Raw genomic sequence first — 15,050 nt, forward strand, 5'->3', positions numbered from 1 at the left:
CTTACATTTACCTGCTCAATCACCTGCTAACACAGGTGCACTCGATATCGGGAATCTCCGGAATAAATTTTAATTATCCAACTCATTGGTGTGTTTCATCAAATACACAGGCGCTCATCTCAATGCGTTAGCTTAAGCGCTTCCTGTACTATGTGGTTTTGATTACTTGTCCAACTTCAGTTCTGTTTTTTATTAGATTAAACTAATCATACACCCATTATTTTATATGTCAATACTTATTTTAAACATTGGAAACAATTGATTCTGCAATATCATAAAATTGTCCAACTGCACTCACTTGATGCGCATCCGAACCATAAACAAATTCAATACCAAGGCGCTGTGCTTTTTCAACAATATCTGGTGTTGGATAAGCCTCTCCATTGTAAGGTTTGCTAATACCTGCTGTATTGAAATCCAGCTGAAAATGGTTTTGTTTAATTTGTAATAAAAGTTCGTTAATATATGCTTGATTACTAGTATCAAATGCTGGTAAATTGAAATATTTTTGGTACTTCCGAATCAATGTGATGTGCCCAATTCTAACAACAAATGCGTCAGGTAATGTCTCAGCAAAATTTAAGCTTTGTTGTATTGCCTTAAAATAGTTTTTAAAAACAATTTGTGGATTGTCATTAATCTCCGGGAAATAAGTAGCCAATGTATCCGCCTCATAATCAATCGGTGCCAGTAAGCCATCCATAGTTGGTAAAAAATGAACCGATAAAACGATTTCATCTATCCAATCAACTTGTGACATGATAAATTGGACTATTTCTTTTTCATATCCTTGTAGATAATCAATTTCAAATCCACTTTTGATTTTGATCTGATTAGCGTATTTTAATTGAACACGTGCAACTGCTAATTTATAGTCTGCTAATTCTGTGGATAGCATCGCTGAACTTTCATGTGCCCCAGCTGGTCCAATAAAATTGTCTAAAAATTTTGTTGGTAACGGTGCATGCTCTGTGACAACGTATTCTGTGAAACCCAATGCAATTGCACGTTCAATATATTTCTCCAATGGTTCATCAGATCCATGGTGTGAATAGCGTGTATGCGTATGTCCATCTTTTTTAATCATCTACTATCTCTCCTTCAGGACATTGTAACAAATAATTTGTCAAGTTAACAATGCAGAAGTTGAATTTAAGACTGAGTCACACCCTGCTCATCATTATATAGTTTTGTGTCATATATTTTAATAAATGGCAGATAAATTATGAAGGCAATGATCACACAAAGTACTGCCAATATCGCAGCACGCCAATCGACGGTACTAAGGAAAGCGCCAATACCAACTGGTGATGGCCAAGGTGCTTGCGTAACAATTGGGCGAATAAGGTGAAAGTTAATTGCTGCATAAGCAACTGATGCCGTAGCCATTGGTGCTAAGAAAAACGGAATAGCCAGATAAGGATTGTAGACAATAGGTAAACCAAATATTAATGGTTCATTAATATTAAACAGCGACGGTACAATTGAAGCGCGGCCTAGTACTTTTAATTGTTCTGAACGTGCCAGTAATGCAATAAACAGACACAAGCCCAACGTGGCACCAGAACCGCCTAAAATAGCAAATGAATTATTAAACTCACCGGCAAAAGGTATATTAGCACCCTGTGAGTTTGACACCATATTAGCTAAGAAAATGGGTGTAATAAATGCTGAAATAATATTTGCCCCATGAATACCAACAATCCAAAGTGCATGGATTAAGAATTCAATCACCATGATACCCAACCAAGTACTGGTCATGCTCGTAACAAAACCAAATGGGATAGCAATCATCTTAAAGATATCTGTGCCAAGTAACACCAAACCACCATTGATAGCTAACACAACAAAGGCAATAACAAATGTTGGGATTAAAGCCGTAAAGGAACGTGATACGCCTTCAGGAACAGCATCAGGCATTTTTATCGTCCAATTATGTCTCACACAGAAACTATATAACCAGACTGCCAAAACTGCCATAATAATCGCTGTAAAAATACCACTCGTTCCAATTCTATCAATTGTAGCAGTCATTCTGAAGCCATTAATGACTTTCTCTTTATCATTCATGACGTTAAGTAAAACAATTTTACCATCTTTCATCACCAATTCAGGTAAACACATGAAGAAAGCAAATAATGACAGAAAAGCGCCATTCAGTGGTGCAACTTTCAGCTTGTCTTCTGTCTGAATAATACGTGTCAATTCAAAGCCAATAGCCAAACTAAAGTACATTGCTAAAATACCCATAGTTGCCGTATTAGCAATCATATAAAGATCACTAAATCTAAAAAATGTGGCATTGAAAAAACTGCTTAGGGGTGAAAATACTGTTGGTAATATATTTAAAACCAGTATCATAGATCCTACAATGGTAAACGGAATGGAAGCCATTCCTGCCGCCATAATGGCACGCACAATTCTATATTGTGCCACTTTTGTCATCGGCTTAAGCAGTGTTTTTTGTAGAAGGTTAAACAAACGTCCATTTTCCATAACTACTTCATCTCCTTGCTATTTTTAAACAGCACTTGATAAGCTACCAAGCGCGAATAATACTTATCTTGGTTACTTGCAATTAAAACTAATCGCCTACGAACTAACAGTGTCAAACCAGTACCGAGTAACAAAATTAATAGAACAATATATCGATTTTGATTCGTGTCATTTACAAATTGAAATAATGGTGTAAACAAGGGTGTTATGATACTAATCATCAAAAAAATATTGACAATTAATTGTACAGTGAAAAATGCTTTTGAATAAATTAATCGGTTGGTATGGTTACCAAATAATTTTATTTGTTCAACGATGGCAAACCCAGAAACAAACATAATTGTTAACGGTATGATAATTACCCAAGTTTGCCGCATCAATAATGCCCAATACAGGTTAACAAAGAAAAAGAAAGCCGTTGAATAACGAATCAGCATAAATCGATTAAACTGCATACTTTTAAGGCTCATATCTCTACGGTTTTTCTCAATTTTATCCGCTAATATTTTTTCTTTAGGCTGTAATGTTTTTTTCGCTTGATGGACTGCTGTCTTCAATAGCTTTTACCTCCTTGTATAGATTTTGCATTTCAATAGCCATTTCACGTAAAGTCATTGTAGTCATGAGATGATCCTGTGCATGAACTAAAATAATTTCCATATCAATTTTAGTGCCAGCAGCATAGTTTTGGAGTAATTTTGTTTGTGATTTATGTGCCAACATTAATTCATCATTCGACATCTTTAACTTCTTCTCAGATAACTCAAAATCTTTGTGTCGCATAGCCGCAAAAGCTTCGTGTATATTTGTACGTGAATTACCACTGTGTAAAATGATTTCAAATGCAATGACTTGAATTTCTTCTGAGTTCATATATTTTTACCTCTTTTCATCAACAACATAAATTTTTGTCGAAAATCAGAAAATCCCTTTGCGGAGAGTAAGTCTGATTGTTGTTGTGGATTTTCTACTAGTTTAACAATAGTTTGTGTCATCTCGGTCAGTCCTTGATTATGCCAATACGACGGTGATAACAAAAACACAAGTTTTATATGGGAATAATCATTAGACCACTTTAAGCCATCCGGTATAACGCCAATAGCAATTTTAGGAATGCGACTGATTGCTGTTGCTGGATGTGGCACCGCAATTACGTCACTAAATGTTATTGCACTAAGGGATTCACGTTGCGTAATTTGTTCAAGTAATTCTTTTTTAAACTCGCCAGATTCATCCGTTAATAGCATATCGCTTAATTGGTCCAAAACTTCCGCTCGGTTAGTTGGTGTATGCCAAATTTTAAACCGCGAACTAGATGTAAATTGGTCAAAATAATTTGATTTCTCACTACTATTAGTATCTGAGTCATCATTAGTTCTCAAACTATGTGAACTGTCATGATGACGTAAGCCATTTAAAAATTGATGTAATTTCTGTATATCAATTTCATTTAGGAAAACACTGACTTGAATCACCGGCATTTTAAAAAATTGTGTCGATAAATCAATAGCACTGATAATCAAATCAACGTCCTTTAGTACTGCGTCATTAACTTCATAGTAGCCCTTGATACCAACAATGTTGAAATCATTATCAAACTCTTTTTCAACACGATTATTTAGCAGCTGCGCTGATCCATAACCAGTGGCGCAAATAATCAAAACTCTTGGCTTATTCAAATCTCGATATTTTTCTGCTGTTGCCATAAGATGTAGTGCCAAATAAGCAATTTCATCATCACTTATTTCAAATTTAGACAAATAAGTCGATAAAGCAACATAGCGTTTGATGTCTGAAAAATAATTGGCATATTTCGTTTTAATTTCTTGTAATAATGGATTTTTTAACTGCAATCCCTGCTCAAGTCTAATTATCATAGGCTTTAAATGTTCAATCAAATTTTTTCGTAATTCATAATCTTGAGATACAGGATACCCAGTTTCCAATTCAATTTGTTGTAGCACGTCATGAAGATCCTTGGGCAGTGATTCATCACTAGTTGTTTGAATGTTTCTCCCCTTGGACAATAATTGAATTGTTAAGTAAGCAACTTCACTTGCTGGTACTTGCAAATGATAACTCGTTTCAATACGATGAATTATTTTTGCAGCCACAGCATGCACACCTTTAGTCTCTGCATTATCATCAAGTTGAATGGTTTGTAATTCAAATCCACCAGCCATCCGCTGTACGCTAAGTGCGATGTATAAAACAATATTTTGAATCGTAAAATCTGTTAAATGAATATCAGCTTCCCGACACTCATCAAGGACAATAATGGTTATTTCATCAAAACTTATTTTTTTAAAAAAAGATTTATTAGCCATATAATGCTGAAATGAATTACCACTGTGGCTGAAAAAATAATTCAAAATGAAATGACGTCGATCACGTTCTAAGCCTTGGATAAAAGGCCTTTATTCGGTTTGTTTTCGATTGTTAAATCATATGGTATCAATTCTTTTCTAATCATGGATAAGTCTTTGGACAACGTTGCAGACGTAACAAATAATCGTTCAGCCAAATCATCAATTAGAATGGTTTGATCTTCAATGACCAGTTTATTAAGAACATATTTTTGACGGTCCGAAATATCAATTTCATCAGAATCGTCGGCTTGCCATTGGGATAATTGGTAATTCTTATTTAAGAATAGATCAAATGTCACAGGATGTGAAATGTGTAGTCGATAACCAAAACTAGGTTTAGCTTCAAATGTTGCACCATGTGAATTTAGTTTTGTTTTGAGTATTTTGATGTAATTTCGAATAGTTCTTGAAGATAATGACAAAATATTAGCTAATTCGTCACCGGTCACAAAGCGTTCTTGATTATTTAATAAATAACGTAGTAACTCACTTTCTTTTTCTTTCATTTATTACACCTCATACAACCTACACTTGACACTATTAAATATTGTCCTCAACTAATTTTGCCATTTTTTCAATTCCTGTCGGAATCGGAATATAAGCGTTAAATGGTATCGAAACAACTGGTTTACCAACCTCTTGACCAATTTTTTGAAAATTATCAAGATACATCGTTGTCTGTGGACTAATTAGAAATAAGTCAAAATTTCCGTCTCGAATAGCCTCTTCCCCTTCTGTAGCTGTAATCGCGTCCATTTCAATGTCAACATTTTGTTCTTTAAAATAATCTGTTGTTTTTTTAGCCATCATTGACGATGACATACCAGCTGCGCAAATAATTAATGCTTTCTTCATAATCGTTTCCTTTCTAATCTAAGTTTTCACCATTGGATGCGATAACTTCTTTAAACCAATCAAACGAGTCTTTTTTGCTACGTTTTAGTGTTCCTTCATTTTTATTATTTTTATCGACATAGATAAAGCCATAACGCTTATCCATTTCTCCTGTTCCAGCTGATACCAAATCAATGCAGCCCCAAGGTGTATATCCAATCAAATCAACACCGTCTTCTACAACAGCTAACTTCATTTGACGAATATGCTCACGTAGATAGTCAATACGATAATCATCATGCACGGCCCCATCTTCTGCGACTTTATCATAAGCACCAAACCCATTTTCAACAATAAATAAAGGCAGATGGTATTTATCAGTAAACCAATTTAATGCATAGCGTAACCCTTTTGGATCAATTTGCCACCCCCAATCACTTGCCTCTAAGTAGGTATTACGTACTTGACTATTTTGTGGCGTCATATCATCAAATGCTATTTCACTATCTTTCTTAACAGCATGTGACATATAGTAACTAAAACCAATATAATCGACTGTCCCTGATTTTAAATCGGCCTCATCTTCTGCCGTTATATTAATATTAAATCCCTTACGTGCCCAATATTTTGTTAAAAAGTCTGGATAAACGCCATTAACATGCACATCAGCAAAGAAATAATTTTTTTCCATCGCTTTCTGAGCCGCCAAAACATCATCAGGATTCATTGTTGCAGGATATACTGGTCCCATGGCAATCATGCAGCCAATCTGAAAATCAGGATTAATATCATGACCTAATTTAACCGCCCGTGCACTAGCTACCAACTCATTATGTGCCGCTTGGTACATACCCTCCTCTCGGTTTTCACCTGGTTTAAATCGCAGACCAGAATTAGTAAATACCAAGAAATCACTATCATAATTTGCTTGGTTATTAATTTCATTAAAAGTCATCCAATATTTAACTTTATCTTGATAACGTTTGAAACAAGTCTCAGCGAATTTAACAAATAAATCAATCACCTGTCGATTACGGAATCCACCATATTCAGTCACTAAATGATAAGGCAATTCGAAATGCGATAATGTAATAACTGGCTCAATGTCATTTGCCAAAAGTTCATCAAACAAATCATCGTAAAATTTTAATCCTGCTTCATTTGGTTCACTTTCTTCCCCTGTAGGATATATTCTTGTCCAGGCAATAGATGTCCGGAAACATTTAAATCCCATCTCTTTCAAGAGTGCAATATCTTCTTTATAATGATGATAAAAATCGATTGCTTCGTGGTTAGGATAGTACTCTCCTGAAATAATACCATCTGTAATGCCACGTTCTTGACCTGGCTTACCCACTGTCATGACATCAGCCACGCTCAGTCCCTTGCCACCTTCTTGCCAACCACCTTCTAATTGGTGAGCTGCAACAGCGCCACCCCAAAGAAATTCTTTCGATAAACCGTTAGACATTTTTATTCCTCCTTATACTACCCAAAGTGTATCAGGAAAGCGCTTACATTTCTAGATAAATGTTTTCCACATGTTTGCGGAAATAATCATCTCATTGATAATCACAATTATATAGCTAATTTTGTGGTAATAAAAAACACGCCACAAGGCGTGTTATAATTTTTCAAGAATTGTCTTCAAAACACCATCATTATCATTGTCTGTTACACTAAGTTCGAAATCATGTTTAAATAGTTCTTCGTCCGAATTCGTCATGGCAACAGGTTGCCCAACATACTCTAACATTTCTAAATCATTTAAACCATCACCAAAGGCCATAATTTCAGATGATGCTATCTGCAATGTATCAGCAATGTACGATAGCGCATTTGCTTTGTTAACATTAGGATTGACAATATCAATAGCGCCATAGCCTGATGTTGTCACATGAATTTTATTACCAAGCATTGCTTTTACTTCGCGCATAAATTCATATTCTAAACTAGGCAAAACGAGAGATATCTTTAAAATAGGTTCATTAATTTCATCGACTGAGTCAATTAAAACCAAATTTTCAAAATATTTTTTTGAAAATTCGAGCTGTTCATCATTAGGACGTTTAATAATCGCAAAAGCTTTGTGAGCCGCAACAAAAGATACACCTAATTGCAAGTGATTAACATATTTATTTGCTAATTGATCAACAACTGCTGGCACATTCTCTGGTACTGCCCAGACATGTGTCAACTCACCATTTAAAATAACTTCTGCCCCGTTATTTGCAATCATCTGATACTGTCCGTCAAAATTTTTAAAATATTCACGTACTTTCTGAACATGATTACCTGTTGCGACGACAAATTGACCACCCTGTGCATGTAATTTATCAAGTACTTCTTGAAACAACACTTCATTAAAAGTCTTATCATTCTTTAGAAAAGTAGCATCCAGATCAGATGCAATCAATTTAATTGACATATTTCTCCTTCAATTTCAAATCAATTTGTTCGTATCATATCAACTAGAAAAACGGTAGCTATGGTCTAGTGGAAAACCCACCACTCCAAAAATTTAATTAAACCAAACACGATCACACTTGGAATTGCTGCTACAATTACGGCAATCAAAAATAATGATATCGTTAGGTGATCGGCATTGATGATATTTGAACCCAACATCACCACAAATACAAATATGGGCAATACCCACTCTAAGCGGTTCATCACTTCTTACCGCGCTTTTTCTTAGCTTTTTGTAAACGACGTGCTGCTTGTTTCATTGCAAAATTTTGGACTTTTTGACCGAAGTTACCAGATGGCATCCCACCTCCGGCACCACCCATCATAGATGACATATCCATACCAGCGCCACCCATCATTTTATCAATACCGCCAAAGTTACCATTTGTCGCTTGATTCATCATTTTACGCATCTGTTCAAATTGCTTAATCATGCGATTTACCTCAACAATAGGACGGCCAGCTCCCGCTGCCAATCGACGTCGTCTTGAAGGATTGATTAAATCTGGATTTTCACGTTCAGCTGGTGTCATTGAGCTAACAATAGCTTCTAAATGAGCAAACTGTTTGGCATCAATATTAACATTCGCCAATGCTGGATTATTAGCCATACCTGGAATCATTTTAAGCAAATCTTCCATGGGCCCCATACTTTGGACTTGTTTAAGTTGTGCCACAAAATCATTGAAATCAAACGTATTTTGTCGCATTTTTTCAAGTTGCTTAGCTTGTGCTTCTTCATCAAAATCGCGTTGCGCTTTTTCAATCAAAGTTAGCACATCACCCATACCCAAGATACGTGAAGCCATACGTTCTGGATAAAAGACGTCTAAGTCAGTTGGTTTTTCACCCTGACCGACAAACTTAATTGGTTTCCCTGTCACATCACGAATTGACAGTGCCGCACCACCACGTGTGTCACCATCTAATTTAGTCAATACAACACCAGTTAAATCAAGCGCCTCGGAGAAACCTTTGGCCGTTTCAGCAGCATTTTGCCCTGTCATCGCATCAACAGTTAACAAAATTTCATCTGGATGCGCAATCTCAACAATGTCTTTTAGTTCTTGCATTAACTCTTGATCAATTTGTAAGCGACCAGCAGTATCAATAAACACATAATCATTTTTATTTTCAGCAGCTTTGGCTAAACCTTGGCGAACAATCTCTCGCGGATTAACATCCGTTCCCATTTGAAAAACAGGCATATCAAGATCACGACCTAGTATTTCTAATTGATCAATCGCTGCTGGTCGATAAATATCGGCAGCAATCAACAACGGTCGTGCATTTTGTTCTTGTTTTAACTTATAAGCTAATTTTGCTACCGTTGTTGTCTTACCAGCACCTTGTAACCCTGCCATCATAATAATAGTGGGAATTTTAGGCGACTTATTTAATGGTACCGCTTCTTCTCCCATTGTAATTGTCAATTCATCATTAACAATTTTAACAATTTGTTGGGCGGGATTCAAACCAGTTAAAATATCTGCGCCACTCGCTTTTTCACGTACATTGGCTACAAATTTTTTGACTGTATCATAATTTACATCGGCTTCAAGTAGCGCTAAACGAATTTCACGCATTGTTGCACGTAAGTCTTCTTCGCTCACGCGACCACGGCCTGTTAAATTCTTCATTGCCTTAGACAGGCGTGCAGTTAGGTTTTCAAATGCCATAATATCAGTGTGTGTTATCACAAATCATGATGTCACACTTCCCCTTTTTAGAGTAGTTTGTTAATCTTCAATTTCATGTGCCATTAATTGTGACACGAGTTGTTTTAACTGTATATCTTCATTATAATGCATTTCAATGTAATCTCGTACCTGATTTTCAATGGCTGATCGCGCTTGAAAATCTTTCATCAAATGCAAAACATATTCATACTTTTCAAGCTGTTCAATGGCACGCTTAATATTGTCTGAAACTGCCTGACGGCTAATAGTTTCAACCTCAGCAATTTCAACAATTGAATAATCATCTTCAAAATAATACTGTAAATAATCACGTTGTTTTGTTGTCAATAGTTCGCCATAAAAACCAAATAAGGCATTAATATAGTTCTTTTTTTCAAACTTCATTCAACTAAGTCCTTAAATAAGCCATAAACAAATTCTTCCGGCATAAATTCACGTAAGTCACTTGCCTTTTCACCAAAACCAATCCATTTAACAGGTAAATGCATCTCATTACGAATAGCAAATACAATACCGCCCTTCGCTGTACCATCCATTTTGGTTAAGACAATGCCAGTAACATCAGATGAATCTTTAAATAACTTGGCTTGTTGTAAAGCATTCTGTCCTGTTGTCGCATCTAGTACAAGCAGAACTTCGTGTGGTGCATCTGGAATTTCACGCTGAATGATACGTTTCATTTTTTCTAATTCCTGCATTAAGTTCACATTGTTTTGCAAACGTCCTGCGGTATCCACAAACAAAACATCATAATGTTCATCACGCGCTTTAGCAACAGCTTCGAACACAACTGAAGCCGGATCAGCTTTCTCTTTACCAACAACGACCGGCACATGTGCCCGATCACCCCATTCTTGTAATTGTTTTGTGGCGCCAGCACGGAATGTATCGGCCGCAGCTAGCAAAACAGACTTCCCTTGTTGCTGATATTTTGTCGATAACTTACCAATAGTGGTCGTCTTACCAACACCATTGACACCTACCAATAAAATAACCGTGGTCCCGTTGGTATTAAAATGCATTGTGGCATCTTCATTAATACCATCTGCTTCATACATATCAACAACTTTTTTGATGATTACATCACGGACATCTTCTTTACGTTTGGCATGTTGTAGTTTAACTTCCTCGCGCAACTCATCAGAAATTTTAATCGCCATATCAAAACCAACATCGGCACCGACTAATGTTTCTTCTAGATCTTCAAAGAAGTCTTCATCAACAGAACGAAAATTAGCTAAAAATTTATTTAATCGTGCTGCAAAACCTGTACGAGATTTTTCTAACCCTTTATTATAAACTTGCTGTTCTGTTTCTGTTTCTGTTTCTGTTTCTGTTTCTGTTTCTGTTTCTGTTTCTGTTTCTGTTTCTGTTTCTGTTTCTGTTTCTGTTTCTGTTTCTGTTTCTGTTTCTGTTTCTGTTTCTGTTTCTGTTGATTGTGACGTACTCTCAGCTTGACTGTCAAGTGTTTCTACCGCAATTTCTGAATCATGAGTCGGTTGCGTTTCCGATGTTTCTAATTCTGAAGTCGTTGACTCAGTGGTGGCTTCTGATTCAACAGAAGTTTCAGTTGCTTCACTATCGACCACAGTTTTCTTTTTGCGAAAAATATCAAATAATCCCATGTTTAACCTACACTTCCTGTGGCTTTATCCAAGTCAACGGCAACCATCTTTGATACGCCCGCTTCTTGCATTGTCACACCATATAATAAATTAGCATTCATCATTGTGCCCTTACGATGAGTAATCACAATAAATTGCGTATCACCAGCAAAATCATGTAAATATCGCGCAAAACGTGCAACATTTGCTTCATCTAACGCTGCTTCTGCTTCATCTAAAATCACAAACGGTACCGGTCGTACGTGCAAAATAGCAAACAACAAAGTAATAGCAGTTAAAGCTTTTTCCCCACCTGAGAGTAAACTCATTTGCTGAAACTTTTTCCCAGGAGGCTGAGCAGTAATATCAATCCCAGTTGTTAATAAGTGTTCTGGATCTGTTAAACGAATCTCTGCGCGGCCACCACCAAACATTTGTGAATAAATATTTGAAAAATGTTCTGCCACCGCATCAAATGTTTTTTTAAAACGTATTTGTACTTCTTGATCCATTTCATTTATTGTTTGCAATAATGTCTGTCGTGCTGTATCCAAATCATCACGCTGTTGTGTCAAGAACTCAAAACGTGTCTGCACTTCTTCATATTCAGCAATTGCGCCCAAATTAACTGAACCAATTTCATCCAAACTGCGTTTCAATAATTGCAATTGAGATTCTATTTCAGTCAAGTCTCTGCTGTCATTAGCATCTAGAACATCTGTTACGTCTACAATATCATATTGCGTCAATAATTGTTTTTGAATATTATCCAACTGCGTTTGTAATCGTGCAAGTTGAGCTGCCGTTTGACTTTGTAAACTAATATTATGACGCAATTTTTCTTGTTGTGACACAAACTGCGATTCCAAAGCTGTCACTGCTGATGTTAACACTTCAATATCATGTGTTTGTTGCTCAAAATCTACTTGCGCATCTGTAAGCTGTTGACTGAGCGTAGCAACTTTAATGTCATTATCGGTCTTATGCTTTACCGTTTCAAATTGCTGTTGCAATGTTTTCAATGCTTCGAATACTGTTTTCTGTTGTTGCAGTAAATCATCACGTTGCGAATCTAATAGTTGCAATTGACTAACTAAACTATCAACCTGTGCTTGAACCGTAGCAAACTGTGTCTGCACTGTAGCTCGTTGTTCTTGATTTGACTGTGATTGCGTTGAAGCTTGCGATAATGCTTGTTGCAATTCCTTTGCTTCTACTTCTTGTTGCGCTTTTACGCTCTGGGATTTATCCAGTTGTTGTTGTTGCGCAACTAATTGCTGATTATTATCAGTTTGTTGGCTTTCGAGATCTTTTAATTCATATTCTAATGCTTGAATTACATGTTGTTGCTGTTTAATTTCATCTTGTTGACGTGACAACGTGTAATCAACTTGTTCAGTTTCGTTTTGTACAGATGCTAGATTGTTTCTAGCATCTTGCAAAGTATTTCTAGTCTTTTCATTATCAACACGTTGGGATTTTAAGCTTGATTCTAACACTTGCGCTTGTTGCGTTAAAACATCTACACGGTCATTTAGTGATAATAATTCTGATTGACGACCTAAAATAGTTGCACCACGTCTCTGATTTGCACCACCTGTCATTGAACCACCCACATTAACAAGCTGACCGTCTAGACTAACAACTCGGAAATGATATTGTCCTAGTTTTGCAATTTCAGTCGCTGCAGATAAGTCTTTTGCAAGGATTGTCCCACCAAGCAAATTAGCTTTAATCGCAGTCATTTCTGTCGGCATAGTCACAAGTTCTGAAGCCACTCCCACAAAACCTTCATGCTTTTTAACAGCATCAATAAGGTTCAAATGACGTCCTTTAATTGTGTCCATGGGTAAAATTGTGACACGACCCGCACGATTTTGCGTTAAATAATGAATAACTTGTTTAGCTGTATGCGTGTTATCAACAACTACTTGCTGCAATGCACCACCTAGTACTGTTTCAATAGCAAGTGTGTACTGTGCTGGTACTGTCATCAATTCGGCAATCACACCTTTGATACCTGCATAATTCTGACGAATATCTGGTTTCATCAATACGCGTACACCCTGATAAAATCCCACATATTCGTCTAATGTATTACGTGCATCACGTTGACTTTGTGTCTTATTAAGTTGGTTTAATGCTTCATACCATCTTTTTTCATCTGTTTTGTACGTGGCACTCGCTTGTTCTAATTGCTGTTGTAACTGTCGTACTTGTTTTTCTAAATGATCAGTATCAAACGTTTTTAGTTTTTTTGGTTGATAAATTTCTAGTTGCTCTTTCAAATCTTGCAGCTTGTCTTGTTCACTTATCAACCGTTTTTGCGTGGTTTGAATACGCTGTTCTAATTGCTGTTTTAATTTGTCATTAGTTTGTAAAGCATTATGTAAAGCAGCAATGTCTTGCATAGTTTGAATATAGGCATGACGATTTTGGACGATTTGTGATTGTAAGGTACTTTGAGATTGTAAGTACTTTTTCTCATCAAAATTATCAATTTGCTGCTGTAAAACTTGTTTTTCCGATACGAGATCTTCTTGCTTTGATTTCAGCGTTTGACGCTGTGCAGCAATTGTTCCTAGTCGTGTGGAAAAGTCGTCTAATTGTGCTTTATTATGCACAATATCACGTTGCAATATCTCAATTTGTTGGCTGCTAAGATTTTCTGCCCCAATTAAACGTTCCTTATCTTGGGTCATATGTAAAATATCTTGCTGTAATTTATCACGCGCTAGTTGGGTACTGGTACGTTCTTGCCTTTTTTCTGAGAGTGATTGATTCAAAATATCTAAAGCTGATTTACTTTGGTTAACAATGTGATCTTGTTTTTCTACTTCACGTAGTACTTGCTGAACTTGATCTTCCAAATATTGCTTTGTCAAAGCTAAACGTAATTTATCTAAAATATCAAAACGCTCTTTTTGAGATAAATAATCGGTTGCTTGTGCAGATTGCTCTGCCAATGGCTCCAAACGACCTGATATTTCATGAATAATATCTGCCACACGCGCTAAATTATCACTTGTTTGTGATAATTCTTTTTGCGCTTTTTCTTTGTTTTGTTTGTATTTATAAACACCAGCGACTTCTTCAATAATGCCACGACGATTTTCCGGCTTAGCATTGAAAATACTTTCTACACGTCCTTGGGAAATAATCGAGAAACTTTCGCGTCCTAAACCAGTATCCATAAACAATTCATGAATATCGCGTAAACGACTATCGACACCATTAATTTGATAGCTACTTTCACCTGAACGATACAATTTTCGTGAAATTCTGACCTCATTAAACTCTGATTTAACATAATGATCCGAATTGTCAAAGGTCATGGCCACTTCAGCACGGTTCAATGCTCCGCGTTTCCGTGTACCACCAAAAATAATGTCAGACATGCGCGTACCACGCAGGTCCTTGGCGCTCTGTTCACCCATAACCCACTGAACGGCCTCAATAATATTTGATTTACCAGAACCATTTGGTCCCACAATACCTGTCATACCAGGCATAAATTCAATAACTGTTTTATCAGCAAAAGACTTAAAGCCACTGATTTCAAGTGATTTAAGTTTCAT

14 protein-coding genes are annotated in these 15,050 nt (G+C 36.3%); all 14 read right to left on the reverse strand.

All coding sequences use genetic code 11. The annotated features are described in order from the left end of the window. Window positions 1–241: 241 nt before the first annotated feature. Complete coding sequence (hisJ, locus tag FGL89_RS02475; RefSeq protein ID WP_014973977.1) at window positions 242–1,087, reverse strand: histidinol-phosphatase HisJ; 846 nt, start codon at window positions 1,085–1,087, stop codon at window positions 242–244. A 65-nt stretch (window positions 1,088–1,152) separates the two neighbouring features. Then, on the reverse strand, window positions 1,153–2,481 hold the full coding sequence (gene celB / locus FGL89_RS02480) for a PTS cellobiose transporter subunit IIC (protein ID WP_172601010.1): 1,329 nt from the start codon (window positions 2,479–2,481) through the stop codon (window positions 1,153–1,155). 17 nt (window positions 2,482–2,498) lie between these two features. Continuing rightward, entirely contained in the window at window positions 2,499–3,053 is a 555-nt protein-coding gene (locus tag FGL89_RS02485) for a hypothetical protein (RefSeq protein ID WP_014973975.1), read from the reverse strand. Further along, window positions 3,010–3,369 (reverse strand): PTS cellobiose transporter subunit IIA, encoded by a 360-nt coding sequence (locus FGL89_RS02490; protein ID WP_014973974.1) that lies wholly within the window; start codon window positions 3,367–3,369, stop codon window positions 3,010–3,012. The genes FGL89_RS02485 and FGL89_RS02490 overlap by 44 nt, the downstream gene beginning before the upstream one ends. Continuing rightward, window positions 3,366–4,823, reverse strand: a complete 1,458-nt coding sequence (locus tag FGL89_RS02495; protein ID WP_223824439.1) for a BglG family transcription antiterminator — start codon at window positions 4,821–4,823, stop codon at window positions 3,366–3,368. The genes FGL89_RS02490 and FGL89_RS02495 overlap by 4 nt, the downstream gene beginning before the upstream one ends. Before the next feature lie 68 nt (window positions 4,824–4,891). After that, the gene (locus FGL89_RS08715; RefSeq protein WP_223824438.1) at window positions 4,892–5,371 is read right to left on the reverse strand and encodes an HTH domain-containing protein; all 480 of its coding nucleotides are present in this window, start codon (window positions 5,369–5,371) and stop codon (window positions 4,892–4,894) included. A gap of 34 nt (window positions 5,372–5,405) precedes the next feature. Further along, window positions 5,406–5,720: a PTS cellobiose transporter subunit IIB gene (locus FGL89_RS02500; RefSeq protein ID WP_014973973.1), complete on the reverse strand. Its 315-nt coding sequence runs from the start codon at window positions 5,718–5,720 to the stop codon at window positions 5,406–5,408. Window positions 5,721–5,733: 13 nt separating this feature from the next. Beyond that, the gene (locus FGL89_RS02505) at window positions 5,734–7,170 is read right to left on the reverse strand and encodes a 6-phospho-beta-glucosidase (protein ID WP_014973972.1); all 1,437 of its coding nucleotides are present in this window, start codon (window positions 7,168–7,170) and stop codon (window positions 5,734–5,736) included. Window positions 7,171–7,323: 153 nt separating this feature from the next. After that, window positions 7,324–8,127 (reverse strand): Cof-type HAD-IIB family hydrolase, encoded by an 804-nt coding sequence (locus tag FGL89_RS02510; protein WP_014973971.1) that lies wholly within the window; start codon window positions 8,125–8,127, stop codon window positions 7,324–7,326. A gap of 65 nt (window positions 8,128–8,192) precedes the next feature. Next, entirely contained in the window at window positions 8,193–8,372 is a 180-nt protein-coding gene (locus FGL89_RS02515) for a BC10 family protein (RefSeq protein ID WP_014973970.1), read from the reverse strand. Then, entirely contained in the window at window positions 8,372–9,847 is a 1,476-nt protein-coding gene (gene ffh, locus FGL89_RS02520) for a signal recognition particle protein (protein ID WP_041773187.1), read from the reverse strand. The genes FGL89_RS02515 and ffh overlap by 1 nt, the downstream gene beginning before the upstream one ends. Window positions 9,848–9,907: 60 nt before the next feature. Beyond that, complete coding sequence (gene ylxM, locus FGL89_RS02525; protein WP_014973968.1) at window positions 9,908–10,252, reverse strand: YlxM family DNA-binding protein; 345 nt, start codon at window positions 10,250–10,252, stop codon at window positions 9,908–9,910. Further along, the gene (gene ftsY, locus FGL89_RS02530; RefSeq protein WP_147000329.1) at window positions 10,249–11,493 is read right to left on the reverse strand and encodes a signal recognition particle-docking protein FtsY; all 1,245 of its coding nucleotides are present in this window, start codon (window positions 11,491–11,493) and stop codon (window positions 10,249–10,251) included. Before ftsY ends, ylxM begins: the two co-directional genes overlap by 4 nt. Before the next feature lie 2 nt (window positions 11,494–11,495). After that, window positions 11,496–15,050: a chromosome segregation protein SMC gene (gene smc / locus FGL89_RS02535; protein WP_147000331.1), complete on the reverse strand. Its 3,555-nt coding sequence runs from the start codon at window positions 15,048–15,050 to the stop codon at window positions 11,496–11,498.

Origin of the sequence: Leuconostoc carnosum (assembly GCF_007954525.1) — a bacterium.
Lineage (GTDB): Bacteria > Bacillota > Bacilli > Lactobacillales > Lactobacillaceae > Leuconostoc > Leuconostoc carnosum.

Bases quoted from the DNA above. Each gene is read 5' to 3' on its own strand.
- FGL89_RS02505 (WP_014973972.1), bottom strand. From the start codon at position 7,170: ATGTCTAACGGTTTATCGAAAGAATTTCTTTGGGGTGGCGCTGTTGCA.
- FGL89_RS02490 (WP_014973974.1), bottom strand. From the start codon at position 3,369: ATGAACTCAGAAGAAATTCAAGTCATTGCATTTGAAATCATTTTACAC.
- smc (WP_147000331.1), bottom strand. From the start codon at position 15,050: ATGAAACTTAAATCACTTGAAATCAGTGGCTTTAAGTCTTTTGCTGAT.
- FGL89_RS08715 (WP_223824438.1), bottom strand. From the start codon at position 5,371: ATGAAAGAAAAAGAAAGTGAGTTACTACGTTATTTATTAAATAATCAA.
- ffh (WP_041773187.1), bottom strand. From the start codon at position 9,847: ATGGCATTTGAAAACCTAACTGCACGCCTGTCTAAGGCAATGAAGAAT.
- FGL89_RS02515 (WP_014973970.1), bottom strand. From the start codon at position 8,372: ATGAACCGCTTAGAGTGGGTATTGCCCATATTTGTATTTGTGGTGATG.
- hisJ (WP_014973977.1), bottom strand. From the start codon at position 1,087: ATGATTAAAAAAGATGGACATACGCATACACGCTATTCACACCATGGA.
- FGL89_RS02495 (WP_223824439.1), bottom strand. From the start codon at position 4,823: ATGGCTAATAAATCTTTTTTTAAAAAAATAAGTTTTGATGAAATAACC.
- ylxM (WP_014973968.1), bottom strand. From the start codon at position 10,252: ATGAAGTTTGAAAAAAAGAACTATATTAATGCCTTATTTGGTTTTTAT.
- FGL89_RS02510 (WP_014973971.1), bottom strand. From the start codon at position 8,127: ATGTCAATTAAATTGATTGCATCTGATCTGGATGCTACTTTTCTAAAG.
- ftsY (WP_147000329.1), bottom strand. From the start codon at position 11,493: ATGGGATTATTTGATATTTTTCGCAAAAAGAAAACTGTGGTCGATAGT.
- FGL89_RS02500 (WP_014973973.1), bottom strand. From the start codon at position 5,720: ATGAAGAAAGCATTAATTATTTGCGCAGCTGGTATGTCATCGTCAATG.